This is a genomic window from Luteimonas sp. S4-F44 (genome assembly GCF_022637415.1).
In the GTDB taxonomy this organism is placed as follows: domain Bacteria; phylum Pseudomonadota; class Gammaproteobacteria; order Xanthomonadales; family Xanthomonadaceae; genus Luteimonas.
On sequence record NZ_CP093340.1, the window covers coordinates 723,641 to 741,881 of the forward strand.

Below are 18,241 nucleotides of genomic sequence, written 5' to 3' on the forward strand. Positions count from 1 at the left end.
GGGAAAGTCCGTTATCTAATGCCCCGGGACACGCGGCGTGCGGATGCGCCCGTGGCGAAGGGGAGCAATCTGTGGGGCTCATCGCAAAAAGCCACGTGCCGCTGGTCGGCATCGACATCAGTTCGACCGCGGTCAAGTTGCTCCAGCTGTCCAGGCAGGGCAACCGGTATCGCGTCGAGCACTATGCCGTCGAGCCGTTGCCGCCCAATGCCGTGGTCGAAAAAGCCATCGTCGAGGCCGAGGCCGTTGGCGATGCGATCCGGCGGGCTGTCGCCCGCTCGGGCACCCGTGCCAAGCACGCGGCCGCGGCCGTCGCCGGCTCGGCGGTGATTACCAAGACCATCCCGATGCCCGCCGATCTGGACGAGGACGAGCTCGAGTCCCAGATCGAACTGGAGGCGGTCAACTACATTCCTTACCCGATCGAGGAAGTGAACCTCGATTTCGCGGTGCTCGGTCCCTCGCCCGGCAACCCGGACAGCGTGCAGGTGCTGTTGGCCGCTTCGCGCTCGGAGAACGTCGAGCTGCGCGCCTCGGCGCTGGAACTCGGCGGCCTCGTCGCCCGGGTGATCGATGTCGAGGCCTTCGCGATCGAAAGCGCGTTCGCGCTGGTCGCCGACACCCTCGATATCGCGGAAGATGGTCTCGTGGCGCTGGTCGATGTTGGCGCGACGATGACCACGCTCAACGTGCTGCGCAAAGGACGCAGTCTCTATTCGCGTGAGCAGGTGTTCGGCGGCAAGCAACTCACCGACGAGGTCATGCGCCGCTACGGGCTGAGCTACGAGGAGGCGGGCCTGGCCAAGCGCCAGGGCGGGCTGCCGGAAAGCTACGAGGTCGAGGTGCTCGAGCCCTTCAAGGAGGCGATGGTCCAGCAGATCAGCCGCCTGCTGCAGTTCTTCTATGCCGGCAGCGACTTCAACCAGGTCGATCGGATCGTGCTGGCCGGTGGCTGCGCGTCGATCCCGGGCGCGGCGGCGATGGTCGAGGAGCAACTCGGCGTGCCGAGCGTGCTGGCCAACCCCCTGGCGCAGATGACGCTCGGGCCGCGCGTGCAGGCGCAGGCGCTCGCCCAGGACGCGCCGGCGCTGATGATCGCCTGCGGCCTGGCCCTGCGGAGTTTCGACTGATGGCGCGGATCAACCTGCTGCCCTGGCGTGCCGAGCGGCGCCGGCAACGACAGAAGGAATTCATGGCGATGGCCGTGCTGGCGGCTGTGGCCGGCATCGTGCTGTGGCTGCTGGTGAACATGTACTACAACGCGCAGCTCGACGGGCAGCACGCGCGCAACGCGTTCCTGCAACAGCAGATCGCCGAGCTCGATCGCGAGATCGTCGAGATCGACGGCCTCGACCGCCAGCGCACGCGATTGCTCGCGCGCAAGGCAGTGATCGAGGAGCTGCAGGGCAACCGTTCGCAGATGGTGCACCTGTTCGACCAGTTGGTGCGGACCATTCCTGACGGCGTGCTGCTGACCTCGCTCAAGCAGGAAGGGCAGCTGTTGACGCTGGAGGGGCGCTCGCAGTCGAACGCGCGCGTGAGCACCTACATGCGTGCGCTCGAGGGCTCGGGCTGGATGACCAACCCGCAGTTGGCGGTCATCGAGGCCCGCGACGGCGTGCCGGGTCTCCCATACGCGTTCACGCTCAACGTCCAGCTCTCGACGCCAGCCGCCAAGGAGGCCGGCACAGCGACGCCTGCGCCCGCCGCATCCGCCCAGGAGGTTGCCCCGTGAGCCGCAAGAAGGTGTCGCTGCGCGAGCTCGACCTCAACAACGTCGGCGCCTGGCCACGCGAGTACCGCATCGGGACCTGCGTGGTCGTGGGCCTGCTGATCTTCGCACTGCTGTGGTGGGGGGTCACCCGCGACAAGGGCAACGACCTGCGCACGCTGGAAGAACAGGAAGCCACACTGCGCAGCGACTTCGAGACCAAGCAGGGCAAGGCCGCCAACCTTGAACCGCTCAAGCAGCAGCTCGCGCAGATGGAGCAGCAACTGCAGCAGATGCTGCGCCAGTTGCCGAGCAAGACCGAGATGCCGGACCTGATCACCGACATCTCGCAGACCGCGATCGCCACCGGCATCCAGAACGACCTGTTCCGGCCCGGCACCGAGGTGCCGCGCGAGTTCTACGCCGAGCAGCCGATCGCGCTGCGCATGGTCGGCACCTATCACCAGTTCGGCGCGTTCGTCAGCGGGGTCGCGTCCTTGCCGCGCGTGGTCATCATGACGATGCACGACATCTCGCTCAAACCCCGCGGCGACGACACTGGCGGACTGGCCGCCATCGGCCCCAACTCGGTGCTCGAACTCTCCGGCACGGTGAAGACCTACCGCTACCTCGACGAAGAGGAGACCGCGGCGCAGGAGCAGGCGGCCGCCGCCGCGACCGGGGAGACGCCCTGATGGCCGCGATCGCCAAATCGATGTCCCGATTCGCGCTGGTGGCTGTGCTGGCCGTGCTCGCGGTCGGCTGTGGGCGCGACATCACCAGCGAGCCCGGCGGCGCGCCCAATCTCGAGGTCTGGGTCGACGAGGTCAAGCAGCGGCCCGCGCCGCCGCTCGAGCCGCTGCCGGTGATGCAGCAGTTCGAGACCTTCGAATACTCCGCCCAGGGCATCCGCGACCCCTTCAGCAACGCGTTCACCGACGTCGACAGCGGCAGCGGGTTGCGGCCGGACTCTAACCGTCGCAAAGAGATTACCGAGCAGTTCCCGCTCGACAGCATGTCGATGGTCGGCACCATGAACACCGGGGCCCGCATGCTCGGGCTGGTGCTGGCGCCCGACAAAGTGACCTACCGCATCGCGCCGGGAAACTACCTGGGGCAGAACGATGGCCGTGTCACATCGGTCTCCGAGAATCGTATCGAGCTCGTCGAGCTGGTGCCCGACGGTGCCGGCGGCTGGCTCGAACGCCCGGCCTCGCTCGCGCTGAATGAAAAATGATGAGGAAAGCAAGATGACCGTGAGCAAAGCGGGAAGCCCGCGGGCCGCAGGGACGTCGGCGCTCCACGCCGGCGCATTCGGCCTGGCAATTGGCATGTTGGCGGCGTTCGGCGGCGTGCACGCCGCGCAGCCGGCCGTACCGGGATCGCTGCTGCCTGCGCTGCAGGCGTCGGCGGGGGCGGCGCATACCGGCGTTTCGGTGACCGATCTCGATTTCAAGCGTGGAGACGGCGGCTCGGGCAAGCTGATTCTGCGCTTCGACGGCGAGGGCGCTGCCCCCGACCTGCGCACGCAGGATGGCAATGTCGTCATCAACCTGGGGAGCACCACGTTGCCGGCGCAATTGCAGCGCCCGCTCAACGTCGTCGACTTCGCCACCCCGGTACAACGCATCGACGCGCGCCAGAGTGGCAACGGCGCGCAGGTCGTGCTCAGTGCCCGCGGTGACTTCGAGCCGATGGCCTACCAGAGCGGCCGCGACTACATCGTCGAGATCGTGCCGCGCGCAGCCTCGAGCGATCGCGCGGTCGGTGCGTCCACCGCCGCCGCGGCCATGGGCCAGGCCGCGACGACCGTCGCCGATGCGCGGGCCTACAGTGGCCGGCCGGTGACGTTCAACTTCCAGGACGTGCCGGTGCGCACGGTGCTGCAGCTGATCGCCGACGAGTCCGACCTCAACATCGTTGCCAGCGACAGCGTCGCCGGCAACGTGACCCTGCGCTTGCAGAACGTGCCGTGGGACCAGGCGCTGGATATCGTGCTGCAGGCCAAGTCGCTCGACAAGCGCCGCAGCGGCAATGTGGTCTGGGTCGCCCCGCAGAGCGAGATCGCCGCGTTCGAGCAGGCCAAGGAAGACGCGCGCCTGGCGATCGAAGAGCGTGCGGAGATGACCACCGAGTACATCCCGATCAGCTACGGCAATGCCGAGGACATCGCCAAGCTGCTGACCGAGGAAAGCAAGAACGGCATGGGCGCCAACGTCAACAACACCGGCGCCGGGACGTCGCAGCAGCGCGGCTTCCTGTCGGCGCGCGGCAGCCTGAGCTTCGACCGCCGCACCAACACGCTGCTGGTGATCGACATCCCCGCCCGCGTCAACGAGATCCGGCGCCTGGTGACTCTGCTCGACAAACCGGTCGACCAGGTGGTGATCGAGGCGCGTATCGTGATTGCGAACGAGTCGTTCGCGCGCGATCTCGGCGCCCGATTCGGCGTGTCCACGCGCAATCGCATCGACGATCGGGTCGATGTCGGCGGCACGCTACCTATTGCGCAGGATGGCTCTGTCGGTGTCCCGGGGGGCTTGAACGTGAACCTGCCGGTGACCGGTGGTGCGCCGTCGCTGGCGTTCACGATCCTGGGCAATACGATCAATTGGGCGGTCGAACTGCAGGCCCTGCAGACCGAGCAGCGCGGCGAGGTGATCTCCAATCCCCGCGTCGTCACCAGCAACCAGCGCGAGGCCACGATCAGCCAGGGCCAGGAGATCGGCTACCTCACCGTGACCGGCGGACAGAGCAACAATGTGCCGACCGTGCAGTTCAAGGACGTGCTGCTGGAGCTGAAGGTCACGCCGACGATCACCAACGACGGCCGCGTGTTCCTGGCGATGGATATCAAGAAGGACGAGGTGATTGATACCGTCAGTTATCCAAATGTTGGAGAGGTGCCGCTGATCAGCAAGCGCAACGTGACCACGGCGGTGCTGATCGATGATGGCCAGACGGTCGCGATCGGCGGCGTCTACGAGTTCGCCGACCGCGCTTCCTTGTCGAAGGTGCCATTCCTGGGCGACCTGCCGATCCTGGGTAACCTGTTCAAGAGCCGCGGCCGCACCAAGGAAAAGGCCGAGTTGCTGATCTTCGTGACCCCGAAGGTCATGCGCGTCGCACAGCGCCCGATCGGCTGATCGCCGACGCCTGGCGTGACGTCACGGGGCCCGCGAGGGCCCCGTTTTCATGTCCGCCGGCTGACGCTCACCGAGACGCGGGTTGAACCCGGCCCCCCGGTTCGGGTCACACTGTCGAGCGGCGCAACGGGCGTCGGACACAGAGAACCCGATGGAGCATGCGGTCGAACACCCGGGACATCTGCAGGCGCGGTTTGTCGCGCTGCGCGAGGCCCTGAGCGAGGAGATCGTCGGCCAGCCCGCGCTGGTCGACCGGTTGCTGGTGGCCTTGCTGGCCGATGGTCACCTGCTGGTGGAGGGCGCGCCGGGCCTGGCCAAGACCAGTGCGATCCGGGCGCTCGCGGCGCGGCTGGACGCCGATTTCGCACGGCTGCAGTTCACGCCCGACCTGCTGCCCGCCGACCTGACCGGGACCGAGATTTGGCGTCCGCAGGATGGCCGGTTCGAGTTCCAGGCCGGCCCGATCTTCCATCCGCTGCTGCTCGCCGACGAGATCAACCGCGCGCCGGCGAAGGTCCAGTCCGCGCTGCTCGAGGCGATGGGCGAGCGCCAGGTGACGGTCGGTGGCCGGACCTACCCACTGCCCGATCCGTTCCTGGTCATGGCCACGCAGAATCCGATCGAGCAGGAGGGCACGTTCCCGTTGCCCGAGGCGCAACTCGACCGGTTCCTGATGCATGTGCGCGTGGGCTATCCCGATGCGGGGGCCGAGGCGCGCATCCTGCAACTGGCGCGGGAGCGGGCGCTGGCCCAACTCGATGCGCGACCCGAGGCGGTCGAACGGATGCCGCTCGCGGCGCTGTTCGAAGCGCGTCGGGCGGTGCTCGCGCTGCATATGGCGCCGCCGGTGGAGCGCTATCTGGTCGAGTTGGTCCTGGCCTCGCGCGATGCCGCGCGCTACGACGCCGCGCTTGCGGCGCGCATCGCCTGGGGCGCCAGTCCCCGCGGTTCGATTGCACTCGAGCGCTGCGCGCGGGCCGTGGCCTGGCTCGCCGGCCGCGACTTCGTCACGCCCGACGACGTCCGCGCAGTGGCCCCGGACGTGCTGCGGCATCGCATCCTGCCCAGCTACGAGGCGACCGCCGAGGGCTGGGACGGCGAACGCCTGGTGCAGGCCTTGCTCGACCGCGTCCCGTTGCCCTGACGGTCGGGAGCGGACGGTTGTGATCGGGCAGTCGGCAACGCGGGACGCGGGCAGGGCGGCGGACACGGAGGCGGGCGTGCGCCCGGCGCTGGCCGAGCTCATCGCACTGCGCGCGAGCGCCACGCGGCAGGGCGCAGCCCGGCGCGCGCATGCGGGCGTGCGCCAGCAGGCGCCATCGCCGCTGCGCGGCCAGGGCATGGAATACGCCGAGTCGCGCGAGTACGTGGCCGGCGACGATGCGCGCCACATCGATTGGCGCGTCACCGCGCGCACCGGCCGGCCGCATACCAAGGCCTTTCAGACCGAGCGCGAGCGGCTGACCCTGCTCGTGGCCGACACCGCGCCGACGCTGTACGTGGGCAGCCGGGTGCGATTCAAGTCGGTCCAGGCGGCGCGTGCGGCGGCGGTCGCCGCCTGGGCGGCCGTCGCTGATGGCGATCGCATCGCGGCCCTGCGCGGCACGCATGACGAGGCGCCGGTGCCGCCGGCGTCCGGCAGTCGCGGCGCGCTGCGCGTGCTGCATGCGCTCGCGCGCTGGTATGCCGCGCCGCCTGCCGGGGATGCCGGGCTGGCGGTCGCACTCGACCACGCCGGGCGGCTGCTGCGGCCTGGCGCGCGGCTGCTGGTGCTGGCCGACGCCGCCAGCATCGCGACGGTGCCGGCGCAGCGCTGGCCGGCGCTGGCCGCGCACAATCAGGTGCTGGTGCTGATACTGACCGATCCGCTGGAGCAGGCACCGCCCCGCGCGCGGCTGCGCTTCTCCGCCGCGTCGGGACGGGTGGAGCTCGACCTGCGCGATGAGGCCCAGCATGCCCGCTGGCAAGCGGCGTTCACCGAGCCGGTCGCCCGCGCACAGGCGACGCTGCGTGCGGCGCGCGTGCGTTGCGCGGTGCTCTCGAGCGAGATGCCGAGCGACGTGTGGTTACCGGCGTTCGGCCGGGCGAAGGTGACCTGACATGGCGATGCCCGACCTGGTCCTGCGCGACATCCATGTGACCGCCGCCCCGGGCTGGTGGCCGCCGGCCCCAGGCTGGTGGTGGCTCGCCGCGGCGGTTGTGGCCGTGCTCGCCGGGGTGGCCGGCCTGCGCTGGCGGCGTGCACGCCGGCGCCGCGCTTGGGCGCGGCTGTTCGATGCCCAGATCGAGGCGGCAATCGATGCCCCGGCACGGATCGCCGCGATGTCGGCGCTGCTGCGCCGCGCGGCGCGGCGCGTGCGCGCGGATGCCGACCGGCTGCAGGGCGACGCCTGGCTGGCGTTCCTGGACGAAGGCGGTGACCCCCCTGTCTTCGTCGACGGCGTGGGCCGGCTGCTGCATGACGGCGGCTTCCGGCGGCACGTCGATGGCGACGCGCTCGATGCACTGCAGGCCGCCGCCCGCGCGCGTTTTCTGTCGTTGATGGCGGCGGGGCAATGAGTACCCCTGCGGCCATGGCGGGACTACTGTCGGCGTTCGCTTGGCCGTGGATGTTGCTGGCCGTGCCGTTGCCCTGGGCGCTGCGGCGCTGGTGGCCGCCGGTTCGCAGCGACGGCGATGCGCTGCGGGTGCCGTATGCCGGCCTCGAGTCGATCGCCACGTCGGCCGCGGGCCGCGGCAGCGCACGGGCGTCGTGGCTGTTGTGGTCGGCCTGGGCGTTGTTGTGCATCGCGGCGGCGCGCCCGCAGGGCGTCGGCCCTCCCGAGCATCCGCCGCGGACGGCGCGCGATCTGATGTTGGCGGTCGACCTGTCGGGCAGCATGAGCGAGGAGGACATGGTGATCGGGCGGCGCGCGGTCGACCGGCTCACGGCGGCCAAGGCGGTGATCGCCGACTTTCTGGAGCGGCGGGCTGGCGACCGGATCGGGCTGATCGTGTTCGGGCAGCGCGCCTACGCGGTCACGCCGATGACGTTCGATCGCGACAGCGTGCGTCAGCAGTTGGACCGGACCGTGGTCGGGCTGGCCGGGCGCGAGACTGCGATCGGCGATGCGATCGCGCTGGCGGTGCGCCGGCTGCAGGACGGCGAAGGCGAACGCGTACTGGTGCTGCTGACCGACGGCGTCAGCAACGCCGGCGCGCTGCGCCCGCAGAAGGCAGCCGAACTGGCGCGCGACGCCGGATTGCGCGTGCACACCATCGCCTTCGGCAGCGACGAGGACGGCTTGCAGATGCTGGGCTTCCGCCTGCCCGATGGCGGCGAGCCGGCGATCGACGAGGCGGCGCTGCAGGCAATCGCCGATACGACCGGCGGCCGTGCCTTCCGGGCCCGCGACACCGAATCACTGGCCGGGATCTATGCCGAGATTGACCGGCTCGAGCCGGTCGAGACGCCGGGACCGGCGCTGCGTGCGCGGGTGGAACGGTATCCGTGGCCGCTGGCCGCCGGCTGCGTGTTCCTGCTGCTGGCGCTGGTGCCGCGCGCTTGGCGGCTGCCGATGTGGGGGGCGCGATGAGCGGTGGCTGGCCCGACGTGGTCTTCACCCGGCCGGCCTGGCTGTGGGCCTTGCTGGTGCTGCCAGTGCTGGCCGGTGTCTGGTGGGCGCGTCGGCGGGGCGAGGATGCCTGGCGACAGGCGGTCGATCCACATCTGCTGCCGCACCTGCTCGAGCGCCGCCCCGGTGGGCGCGGGCTGCTGGCGCTGGCTGCGTGGCTGTGCGCGGGCCTGCTCGCGGTGTTGGCGCTGGCCGGCCCGGGCTGGCGCCAGGTCGACGTGCCGTTGGCGTCCGTCGCGGCGACGCCGCTGGTCGTCGCCCTGGACCTGTCGTCAGCGACGACGGCGACCGACCTGCCGCCGTCGCGGCTGTTGCAGGCGCGGGCCAAACTCGCGCGCCTGCTCGCGCTGCGTCAGGGGCCGGTGGCGCTGCTGGCCTATGCTGACGACGCCTACACGGTGGCGCCGCTGACCGACGATGCCGCAAATGTCGCGTTGTATCTCGATGCATTAGCGCCCGACATCATGCCGGTCGACGGCCAGCGCGCGGATCGCGCGATCGAGCAGGCGACGCGGTTGTTGCGCCAGGGCGATGCGCTGCGCGGCGAGATCGTGCTGCTGACCGACGGCGCCAACCGGGCCGCGGTGCGCGAGGCCGCCGCCGCGGCGCGGATGGGCTATCGGGTCTCGGTGCTGGGCCTGGGCAGCGCGGACGGCGCGGCCTATCGCGATCGCGACGGCGCGCTGCGCCACGCCCGCCTGGATGCCGCCGCGCTGCAGGCCTTGGCGACCGCCGGTGGCGGGCGCTGGCATCGTTTGACCGCCGACGACGGCGATCTCGACGCGCTCGGGCTGCGCGAGGCCCACGCGGACGGGACCGGCGCTGCGGCCGACGGCGACGTGCGGACCCGGCGCATCGCCGATCAGGGTTACTGGCTGTTGCTGCCGTTGCTGGCGCTGGTCTTGCTGGCGTTCCGGCGTGGGGCCGCGGTCGCGGTGCTGGCGGTGGTGCTGGTCTGGCCGATCCTGCCGGCGCAGGCCGCGCAGCCGCCCGTTGGCACAGCCTGGCGGCGCGCCGACCAGATCGCCCACGCACAACTCGAGCAGGGCGCGGCGGCGTATCGCGACGGGCGCCACGAGGACGCATTGCGCGACTGGACCGGGCTGCCGGGCGCCGACGCCGCCTACAACCGCGGCAATGCGCTGGCGCGCCTGGGGCGGTTCGACGAGGCGATCGCCGCCTACGACGACGCGCTGCGGTTGCAGCCGGATATGGCCGATGCGCAGGCCAATCGCGCCGCGGTCGATGCGGCGCGCCGCCGTCAGCCGCCGCCTGGTCCACGCGACGATCCGCGCGCGCCGCCGCGCGACCAGCAGCGCCAGTCCGGACGACCGGATCCGGGTGAAGGCCGGACGGGCGACCGCGGCGCGCCGCAGCCTGCGCCCTCGTCCGACGGCGCGCCGCGCCCCGATGCGCCGCCTTCGCCCCCGGAGGCCGCCCCGCCCGCCGACGAGGCCGCCCAGCAGCGCACCGACCAGGCCATGCGCGAGCGCATGCAGCAGGCACTCGAAGACGCGGGCGAGGGCAGCCAGGCGCCCGGCGACGCCACGCCTGCCGACCGGCAAGACGCCGACGCGCACCGTGAGCGCGAGCAGGCCAACCAGGCCTGGCTGCGGCGGGTGCCCGACGATCCGGGCGGGCTGCTGCGGGCGCAGTTCCGGATCGAACATGAGCGGCGCCACGGCGCGGAGGCACGGCGATGAGGACCGGACTGCGGATATGGCGTGGCGCCACGGTGCTGGTGGGGGTGCTGCTCGCCTGCATGGCCGGAAGCCTGCAGGCGGAGACCCGCGCCTGGCTGGACCGGGACTCGATCGCGCTGGGCGAGACCACCACGCTCAATGTCGAAACCGACGAAGCCGTCGCCGTGCCCGACTGGAGCGGGCTGGCTCGCGATTTCGAACTCAGCGGGCACACCAGCCGGCGCCAGGTCGAGATTCGCAATGGGCGCCAGATCGAGCGCGCGCTGTTCGGCGTGGCGCTGCGTCCGCGGCGCGAGGGCCAGTTGACCGTCCCACCCTTGCGGGTGGGTGGCGCGCGCACCGACGCCTTGTCGCTGACCGTCGGCCCTGCGCCGGTCCGATCGGCTCGCGACGGCGCGGCCGCGTTCGTCGAGGCCGAACTCGAGACTGACACGCCCTACGTGCAGCAGGCGGTCGGCTACACCCTGCGGCTGCACTACGCCGTGCCGCTGGTCTCGGGCCAGCTCGAGCAGCCCGAGCCTGAGGGGGCGTCGCTGCAGCGGATCGGCAACGACATCACCTACAGCCGCGAGTTCGAGGGCCGCCGTTACAACGTGGTCGAACGGCGCTTTCTGCTCGTGCCCGAGCGCAGCGGGCCGCTGACGATTCCCGGCGCGCGCTTCGAGGGGCGCGGCGCTGGCGGCGGCTTCTTCGACGATCTGTTCGATCGTGGACCGCGCCAACTGTCGGCCAACGGCCCGGTGACCGCGCTGTCGGTGCGCGCGATGCCCGGCAACGCGCCGCAGCCCTGGCTGCCGTTGCGGAACCTGGACCTGCGCTGGCTCGAGCAGCCCGAGCGCGGCCGCGCCGGGGCTGCGACCACGCTGACGCTGGAGGCGACCTTCGATGGCGCGGTCGGCACGCAGTTGCCCGACATTACCTTGCCGACGCCCGACGGCGCGCAGGTACTGGCCGAACCGCCGCAGTACGACGAAAGCTTCGACGAGGGCCGTCCGCGGGTGCGCATGACCCGCCGCTTTTCGATCGTGCCGCGGGCTGCTGGTCCCTTGCAGGTGGCCGGCCCCCGCGTGGGATGGTGGGATGTCCGCGCAGGCGCCGCTCGGACCAGCGCGGCGCCGGATCTGCGTCTGGTGGTGGATCCGGGCGATGGCGACGCCGCCAATGCCGACGCCGACGCGCAGGCGGTGGCGACCACGTCGGGCGTGTCGGCCGTCGCTGGGGCGGATGGAGACGGCAGTCGCCTCTGGCCGTGGCTGGCGGCGCTGTTCGCGCTGCTGTGGCTGGCGACCAGCGTCGTGGCCTGGCATGGGCTGCGACGCGCGCGCGCCGGAGCGCGGGGGCTGGTCGCCGCGGTGCCGGGCGCCGCGCCGGTGCCGAGGGCGCGGATCGGCGGGCCGTCGCTGGCGACCGTGTTGCAGACCGGGGACCCGGCTGAGGTGGACGCGGCGCTGCGCGCGCTGATCAATCCGCCGGTGGCGGACCTGGAGGCCTTGCGGCGTGCGCTCGGCGATGCCGGCCAGCGCGACGCGCTCGCGCAGTGGCAGCGGGCGCGCTGGGGGGACGGCGATCTGGTGGCCGCGCGCGCCGCGCTGCGCCAGGCCTTCCGCGCCGGCGCGATCCGGGCCGGCGCGGCGCCCTCCGATGATGAGGCCGTGTTGCCGCCGCTCTATCCGCGACGCTGAGGCGCGCTTCCTGCTAGCCTCCGCTGCTTTCCCGCAGCGATCACGCCATGCCCCGTCCGCTCGCATCCTCCCGCGCTCGCCTGCCGCTGCACTGGAAGATCGCGATCGGCTTTGCCGCCGGTCTGCTGCTCGGCATGCTCGCCCACTACACCGGCCTGTCGGCGTGGGCGCCGACCGATCCGGGTGCGGCCGCCTGCGCCGTCGCCGAGCCGGGCTGGCAGTGCCGGCCGCTGGTCGCGACGTTCGTGGCCTGGGTCACCGAACCGCTGGGCACCTTGTTCCTGAGCCTGATCTTCATGCTGATCGTGCCGTTGCTGTTCTCGGCGCTGGTGGTCGGTGTGTCGGAGATGGGCGATGTCGCCTCGTTGGGGCGGATCGGCTGGCGCACGCTGGCCTGGACGATCGTGTTGTCGGGCCTGGCGGTGCTGCTGGGGCTGGTGATGGTCAACCTGTTCCGCCCCGGCGCGGGCGTCGATCCGGCGCTGGCCCAGCAATTGTTGGCCGAGAGCGCGCAGCGCACCGAGGCGATCGTCAGCGACAGTCGCAGCGGTGCCAAGGGCATGGAGATGCTGTTGTCGATCGTGCCGCAGAACGTGGTCGGCGCGGCATCGGACAACGCCAACATCCTGGCGCTGATGTTCTTCGCGCTGATGTTCGGTATCGGCATGGTGCTGACGAAGTCCGAGGCCGCGGCCGCGCTCAAGCGTGGCATCGAGGGCTTGTTCGACGTCTCGATGACACTGATCGGGCTGGTGATCCGGTTGGCGCCGATTGCGGTGTTCTGCTTCATGTTCAACCTGGCGGTGCTGTTCGGCTGGGACCTGCTCGTCCGCCTGGGTGCCTACGTCGCAGTGGTGGTCGGCGCGCTCGCATTGCACATGCTGGTGACTTATTCGCTGGCGCTGCGGCTGTTCGGCGGTTGGTCGCCGCTGGCGTTCTTCCGCGGCGCGCAGGAAGCGATGCTGATGTCGTTCTCGACCGCATCGAGCAATGCCACGCTGCCCACGTCCCTGCGCGTGGCCGACGAGAGTCTCAAACTGCCGCGCAAGGTCTCGCGCTTCGTGCTGACGATCGGCGCGACCGCCAACCAGAACGGCACCGCGCTGTTCGAGGGCGTGACGGTGATCTTCCTGGCCCAGTTCTTCGGGGTCGATCTGTCGATCGGCCAGCAGGTGCTGGTGATGCTGGTCTGCATCCTGGGCGGGATCGGCACTGCCGGCGTCCCGTCGGGCTCGCTGCCGGTGGTGGCGCTGATCTGCACCATGGTCGGTGTGCCGGCCGAGGGCATCGGCCTGGTGTTGGGCGTCAACCACTTCCTGGACATGTGCCGCTCGACGGTCAATGTGACCGGTGATCTGGGCATCGCCGCGCTGGTCTCGCGTGGCGAGGTTGACGGGCCGGACGAGGCGACCCCGCCGCGCGCATAGCGCGGCGGTGGGCGAAGATTGGCGCCCGGCGGGCGCTCCTCAGGCCTGCACCGGCGCCGCGCAATCGCGGCGCCGGGCGAGTGACATGGATGACGGTTACTGCAGCAGCGACCGCAGCATCCAGGCGTTCTTCTCGTGGGTCTGCAGACGCTGCGTCAGCAGGTCCTCGGTCGGATCGTCGTCGGCATCGTCAGCGACTTCCAGTGCCTTGCGCGCGCTGCGGCAGACCGCTTCGTTGCCCAGTACCAGCTGGCGCACCATCTCGCGCCAGTCGGGCGACTTCTCCAGACCCGGCTCTTCCTTGATCGAGCTCAGCTCGATGAACTCGGCATAGGAGCCCGGCGCGTTGTAGCCCAGGGCGCGGATGCGCTCGGCGATCTCGTCCAGCGCGTTCCACTGCTCGGTGTACTGGTCCTCGAACATCACGTGAAGCGCATTGAACATCGGGCCGGTGACGTTCCAATGGAAGTTATGGGTTTTCAGGTACAGCGTGTAGGCGTCGGCCAGGAACACCGACAGGTGCTGGGCGACCTGCTTGCGATCGGCGTCGCTGATCCCGATATCGATGGCCGGCGCGGTCGAGCGCGCATCGGGCGAGGCGATGGCGGGCGCCACCGACGAACGCTTCTGGCTGGACTTGGAAGCAGGTTTGGTTTTGGCCTTGGCCATGGTCGACGACTCCTGTGGGATGGGATTGCGGCCACAATACGCGGCCTTCGCGATCGATATGAGACTGGGAAGCGGATTCGCAAGCGTGATGGAGTATTCCAGCGACAACGAGGTGAATGCGGCGTTGAGCCGGGCGCGCGCGTCGGTCGATGCTGCCTGCTCGCGCGATCGCGGGCCGCTGCTGGGCCTGTGGGCGCGCTGGCGGCGCACGCCCGGCGACCCGGCCGCGCGCGATGCGTTCGCAAACCGGCTGCAGGCCTCGCTCGCGCGGCGCGAGGCGCGGGCGCGCAAGCTGCCCCAGGCGGCGGTCGATCCGGTCCTGCCGATCGCCGGCAAGGCCGAGGAGATCGTCGCGCTGATCCAGGCGCACCAGGTCGTCGTGGTTGCCGGCGAGACCGGCTCGGGCAAAACCACCCAACTGCCCAAGCTATGCCTGGCGGCCGGTCGCGGCGCGGCGGGCATGATTGGCTGTACCCAGCCCCGGCGCATCGCCGCGCGCACCGTCGCCCGGCGCGTGGCCGAGGAGCTGCAGGTGCCGATCGGCGCTGCAGTGGGCTACCAGGTCCGTTTCAACGACAACATCGGCCCGGACACCGCGGTCAAGTTCATGACCGACGGCATCCTGCTGGCGGAGATCGCCTCCGACCGCTGGCTCTCGGCCTACGACACCCTGATCGTCGACGAAGCGCACGAACGCAGCCTCAACATCGATTTCCTGCTCGGCTACCTGAAGCAGTTGCTGGCTCGGCGACCGGACCTGAAGTTGATCGTCACCTCGGCGACCATCGACACCGCACGCTTCTCCGCCCATTTCGGCAACGCACCGGTCGTTGACGTCGAAGGCCGCGGCTACCCCGTCGAAGTCCGCTACCGCCCCCTCGGCGAAGAACCGGGGTCAGAGCCGAATATCGCAGCAGCTGCGAACGGCGCGCCGCGCGGGCAGGGGAAAATCGACGCTGACCCCGGTGTTTCGGTGCTCGACGGCATTCTTGCGGCCTGCGACGAGATCATGGCCGAGCGCGGGACCGGCGACACATTGATCTTCTTGCCGGGCGAGCGCGAAATCCGCGATGCGCACCAGGCGCTCGAGCGGCGCAAGTATCGGCACACCGAGATCCTGCCGCTGTATGCGCGCTTATCGGCGCGCGACCAGGATCGGGTGTTCAACCCGGGGCCGCTGCGCCGCATCGTGCTGGCGACCAACGTGGCCGAGACCTCCCTGACGGTGCCGCGGATCCACTACGTGGTCGATCCAGGGCTGGCGCGCGTCAAGCGCTACAGTCCGCGGCAGAAGCTCGATCGCCTGCACATCGAACCGATCAGCCAGGCCAGCGCCGATCAGCGCAAGGGCCGCTGTGGACGCATCGCGCCGGGCGTGTGCTACCGCCTGTTCTCTGAGGCGGATTTCGCCTCACGGCCGCGCTTCACCGATCCGGAGATCCGGCGCGCGGCGCTCGCCGGCGTGATCCTGCGCATGCTGTCGCTGGGCTTGGGCGGGGATGGCGAACCGCGTGCGCGGCGCGGCCGTCGAGGCGGCGACGCGCCGCCACCGGCGTTGGATCCGATCGCCGATTTTCCATTCGTCGAGCCGCCCGATCTGCGCGCGGTTGCCGACGGCTGGCAGCAGCTGACCGAGCTGGGCGCGATCGACGACGGCCGGCGATTGACGGCGCACGGCCGCACGATGGCGCGGTTGCCGATCGACGCGAAGCTGGCGCGCATGCTGGTCGCGGCGAACCAGCACGGCTGCCTGCACGAGATGCTCGCGATCGCATCGTTTCTGGGCATCCAGGACCCGCGCGAGCGACCGGCCGACCAGCGCGCCGCGGCCGACGCCGCACATGCGACGTTCGCCGACCCGCGCTCGGAATTCGTCGGCATCGTCCGGCTCTGGGACGCGTACCGGCAGGCGCATGCGGACCTGACCCAGTCGCAGCTGCGCAAATGGTGCGAGCGGCACTTTCTCGGGTTCCTGCGGATGCGCGAGTGGCGCGAACTGCATCGGCAGCTCAAGTTGCAGTGCGAGGACCTGGGCTGGTCGGTGGAGACCTCGGTCGTCTCGCAGGCGTCGGCCGGGGACGAGACCGAGAACGCGCGGGCGCGCGGGCAGGCGGCCATGCGCGCGCACGTGGCCTTGCACCGTGCGTTGCTCGCCGGGCTGCCCACGCAGATCGGCCATCGCGCCGATCCGGCTGGCGGGGGACGCCATTCGGGGCAGTACGAAGGGCCACGTGGGCGTCGGTTCCAGTTGTTTCCCGGCTCGCCGCTGGCGAAGAAGCCGCCGCCGTGGGTGTTGTCGGCGACGCTGCTCGACACCGAAAAGGTCTGGGCGCTGACCAATGCCGCGATCGAACCGGACTGGGTGATTGCCGAGCTTGATCACCTGCTCTCGCGACGTCATCACGACCCGCGCTGGTCGCGCGCGCAGGGGCGGGTGATCGGCAGCGAGCAGATCTCCTTGTTCGGTCTGGTGCTCGCGCCCAAGAAGCCGGTGGACTACGGACGGCTGTATCCCGATCAGGCGCGTGCGCTGTTCCTGCGCGACGGTCTGGCGACCGGCGAGATCGACCTGCGCGCGGGATTTCTCGAACGCAACCTGCGCACGCTGGCGCAGGCGCGCGAGGAGGAGGCCAAGCTGCGGCGCAGCGGGCTGGTCGTCGACGAGGACTGGATGGCGCAGTGGTACGCGCAACGCATTCCGTCCGACGTGCTCTCGTCCCAGGCGCTGGACGCTTGGTATCGCAAGGCGCCGGAAGCGGCCAAACGCGCACTCGAGTGGTGCCGCGACGACCTGTTGGTTGCAGACGGCGTCGATGCCGATCTGTTCCCGGCGTTCATCGCGCTCGGCGACGCGCGGCTCGCGGTGTCGTACCGGTTCGAGCCGGGCGCGCCCGACGATGGCATGACGGTGTCGGTGCCGCTGCACCTGCTCAACGCGATCGACCCCGCGCGGCTGTCGTGGCTGGCGCCGGGATTCGTCGAGGACAAGGCGGCGGCGCTGATCCGCAGCCTGCCCAAGGCGCTGCGCCGCAATTTCGTGCCGGCGCCTGACTTCGCACGCGCGTTCGCCCAGGCCTGGCGCGACGGCGATGCGGATACCTTCGCCGGTACGTTGGCGCGCTTCTTGAAAAAGCTTGGCGGCGTGGAGATCGCGGCCACGGACTTCGACGAGACCGCGCTCGAGCCGCATCTGCGGGCGAACCTGCGCCTGGTTGACGTCGGCCGCGACCGCAAGGCACGCACCGTGCTGGCCGAATCTCGCGACCTTGAGGCGCTGCGCGCCCGCTTCGGTGCGCAGGCCGCGCGTGCATTCGCCGCCAATGTCGCCGATGGGCTGCAGCAGCGCGGCTTGACGGCATTCCCGGACAAGCCAGTGCCGGTGTCAATCGCCGGGGCCGGCGGACTGCCGGCGTATCCGGCACTGCAGGACGATGGCGACAGCGTGTCGCTGGCCGTCCATGCCGACCCGGCGCAGGCGCGGCGTCTGCACCCGCAGGGCGTGCGCCGCCTGCTGCGCATCGCACTTGCCGAGCGTGTGCGCCAGGCGCGCAAGCAACTGCCGGTGGCCCCGAAGACCGCGCTGTTGTATGCGGCCATCGAAGCATTGGCGCCGCGTGCGGCCGACCGGCCGGGTGATCGGCTGCGTGAGGATCTGGTCGAGGGCGCGCTCGCCGCGTTGCTCGATGACGACCTGGAGACGATTCGCGACGCCGACGCGTTCGCCGCGCATCGCGACACGATCGGCAAGGCCCTGTTCGGCGAGGCGATGGCACGACTGCAGCGTGCCGAGACGATTCTCGACCTGGTTGCCGAGATCCGCGGACGACTGGATTCGAAGCTGATGGGGTGGGCGCGCGCGAACCTCGACGACATGCAGGCGCAACTCGCGGCGCTGGTGCCACCCGGTTTCCTGCGCGATGTGCCAGCGGCGGCATTGGCCGAGTATCCGCGCTGGCTGCGCGCACTGTCGCTGCGCGCAGAGCGCGCATTACGCGACCCCCAACGCGATCAGCAGCGCATGCTCGATGTCAAACCGTTCGTCGACGCACTGCACGATGCCGGCGCTCGCGGTCTGGCCGATGACGCGCAATGGCAAGGGCTGCGCTGGGAGATCGAAGAACTGCGCGTTTCGCTGTTCGCGCAGGAACTCGGCGCCAAGGGCGGCGTGTCGGCGAAAAAGCTCGCGACCCGGGTCGCGGCGTTGCGCGCGGCCTGAATCTGCGCGGCGCAAGCGTCCGATTTCCCCACGGCTTTCCGGCGTGATGGGTTGGGCGCCGCGGCGCGCGGTA

The 18,241-nt window shown here is 70.6% G+C and carries 14 protein-coding genes; 13 read left to right on the plus strand and 1 reads right to left on the minus strand.

The features are described 5' to 3' along the window. Positions 1–71 precede the first annotated feature (71 nt). The 12 genes from MNO14_RS03240 to MNO14_RS03295 all read left to right on the plus strand — a co-directional run bounded on the left by MNO14_RS03240 (position 72) and on the right by MNO14_RS03295 (position 13,283). Positions 72–1,130, plus strand: a complete 1,059-nt coding sequence (locus MNO14_RS03240; RefSeq protein ID WP_241945359.1) for a pilus assembly protein PilM — start codon at positions 72–74, stop codon at positions 1,128–1,130. Beyond that, positions 1,130–1,735, plus strand: a complete 606-nt coding sequence (locus MNO14_RS03245; RefSeq protein ID WP_241945360.1) for a PilN domain-containing protein — start codon at positions 1,130–1,132, stop codon at positions 1,733–1,735. The genes MNO14_RS03240 and MNO14_RS03245 overlap by 1 nt, the downstream gene beginning before the upstream one ends. After that, positions 1,732–2,406 (plus strand): type 4a pilus biogenesis protein PilO, encoded by a 675-nt coding sequence (pilO, locus tag MNO14_RS03250; RefSeq protein ID WP_241945361.1) that lies wholly within the window; start codon positions 1,732–1,734, stop codon positions 2,404–2,406. The genes MNO14_RS03245 and pilO overlap by 4 nt, the downstream gene beginning before the upstream one ends. Then, a complete protein-coding gene (locus MNO14_RS03255) occupies positions 2,403–2,948 on the plus strand; it encodes a pilus assembly protein PilP (protein WP_241946245.1) in 546 nt (181 codons plus the stop codon). The genes pilO and MNO14_RS03255 overlap by 4 nt, the downstream gene beginning before the upstream one ends. Positions 2,949–2,961: 13 nt before the next feature. Further along, on the plus strand, positions 2,962–4,857 hold the full coding sequence (pilQ, locus tag MNO14_RS03260) for a type IV pilus secretin PilQ (RefSeq protein WP_241945362.1): 1,896 nt from the start codon (positions 2,962–2,964) through the stop codon (positions 4,855–4,857). Between the two features lie 151 nt (positions 4,858–5,008). After that, on the plus strand, positions 5,009–6,001 hold the full coding sequence (locus tag MNO14_RS03265; RefSeq protein WP_241945363.1) for a MoxR family ATPase: 993 nt from the start codon (positions 5,009–5,011) through the stop codon (positions 5,999–6,001). 22 nt (positions 6,002–6,023) lie between these two features. Then, the gene (locus tag MNO14_RS03270; RefSeq protein ID WP_241946246.1) at positions 6,024–6,956 is read left to right on the plus strand and encodes a DUF58 domain-containing protein; all 933 of its coding nucleotides are present in this window, start codon (positions 6,024–6,026) and stop codon (positions 6,954–6,956) included. 1 nt (position 6,957) lies between these two features. Continuing rightward, entirely contained in the window at positions 6,958–7,416 is a 459-nt protein-coding gene (locus MNO14_RS03275) for a DUF4381 family protein (protein ID WP_241945364.1), read from the plus strand. Continuing rightward, on the plus strand, positions 7,413–8,432 hold the full coding sequence (locus MNO14_RS03280) for a VWA domain-containing protein (RefSeq protein ID WP_241945365.1): 1,020 nt from the start codon (positions 7,413–7,415) through the stop codon (positions 8,430–8,432). The genes MNO14_RS03275 and MNO14_RS03280 overlap by 4 nt, the downstream gene beginning before the upstream one ends. Continuing rightward, positions 8,429–10,174 (plus strand): VWA domain-containing protein, encoded by a 1,746-nt coding sequence (locus tag MNO14_RS03285; RefSeq protein WP_241945366.1) that lies wholly within the window; start codon positions 8,429–8,431, stop codon positions 10,172–10,174. Before MNO14_RS03280 ends, MNO14_RS03285 begins: the two co-directional genes overlap by 4 nt. Further along, positions 10,171–11,856, plus strand: coding sequence for a BatD family protein (locus MNO14_RS03290; RefSeq protein ID WP_241945367.1), 1,686 nt, complete (start codon positions 10,171–10,173; stop codon positions 11,854–11,856). The genes MNO14_RS03285 and MNO14_RS03290 overlap by 4 nt, the downstream gene beginning before the upstream one ends. A gap of 47 nt (positions 11,857–11,903) precedes the next feature. Continuing rightward, positions 11,904–13,283 (plus strand): dicarboxylate/amino acid:cation symporter, encoded by a 1,380-nt coding sequence (locus tag MNO14_RS03295; RefSeq protein ID WP_241945368.1) that lies wholly within the window; start codon positions 11,904–11,906, stop codon positions 13,281–13,283. Between the two features lie 96 nt (positions 13,284–13,379). Here the strand turns inward: MNO14_RS03295 and MNO14_RS03300 are convergent, their stop codons facing one another. Further along, positions 13,380–13,952, minus strand: a complete 573-nt coding sequence (locus MNO14_RS03300) for a Dps family protein (protein WP_241945369.1) — start codon at positions 13,950–13,952, stop codon at positions 13,380–13,382. A gap of 88 nt (positions 13,953–14,040) precedes the next feature. On the opposite strand from MNO14_RS03300, the gene hrpA reads away from it, so the two are divergent. Then, the gene (hrpA, locus tag MNO14_RS03305) at positions 14,041–18,168 is read left to right on the plus strand and encodes an ATP-dependent RNA helicase HrpA (protein WP_241946247.1); all 4,128 of its coding nucleotides are present in this window, start codon (positions 14,041–14,043) and stop codon (positions 18,166–18,168) included. Positions 18,169–18,241: the final 73 nt, after the last annotated feature.

Bases quoted from the DNA above. Each gene is read 5' to 3' on its own strand.
- MNO14_RS03295 (WP_241945368.1), top strand. From the start codon at position 11,904: ATGCCCCGTCCGCTCGCATCCTCCCGCGCTCGCCTGCCGCTGCACTGG.
- pilQ (WP_241945362.1), top strand. From the start codon at position 2,962: ATGACCGTGAGCAAAGCGGGAAGCCCGCGGGCCGCAGGGACGTCGGCG.
- MNO14_RS03280 (WP_241945365.1), top strand. From the start codon at position 7,413: ATGAGTACCCCTGCGGCCATGGCGGGACTACTGTCGGCGTTCGCTTGG.
- hrpA (WP_241946247.1), top strand. From the start codon at position 14,041: ATGGAGTATTCCAGCGACAACGAGGTGAATGCGGCGTTGAGCCGGGCG.
- MNO14_RS03265 (WP_241945363.1), top strand. From the start codon at position 5,009: ATGGAGCATGCGGTCGAACACCCGGGACATCTGCAGGCGCGGTTTGTC.
- MNO14_RS03275 (WP_241945364.1), top strand. From the start codon at position 6,958: ATGGCGATGCCCGACCTGGTCCTGCGCGACATCCATGTGACCGCCGCC.
- MNO14_RS03290 (WP_241945367.1), top strand. From the start codon at position 10,171: ATGAGGACCGGACTGCGGATATGGCGTGGCGCCACGGTGCTGGTGGGG.
- MNO14_RS03300 (WP_241945369.1), bottom strand. From the start codon at position 13,952: ATGGCCAAGGCCAAAACCAAACCTGCTTCCAAGTCCAGCCAGAAGCGT.
- MNO14_RS03245 (WP_241945360.1), top strand. From the start codon at position 1,130: ATGGCGCGGATCAACCTGCTGCCCTGGCGTGCCGAGCGGCGCCGGCAA.
- MNO14_RS03285 (WP_241945366.1), top strand. From the start codon at position 8,429: ATGAGCGGTGGCTGGCCCGACGTGGTCTTCACCCGGCCGGCCTGGCTG.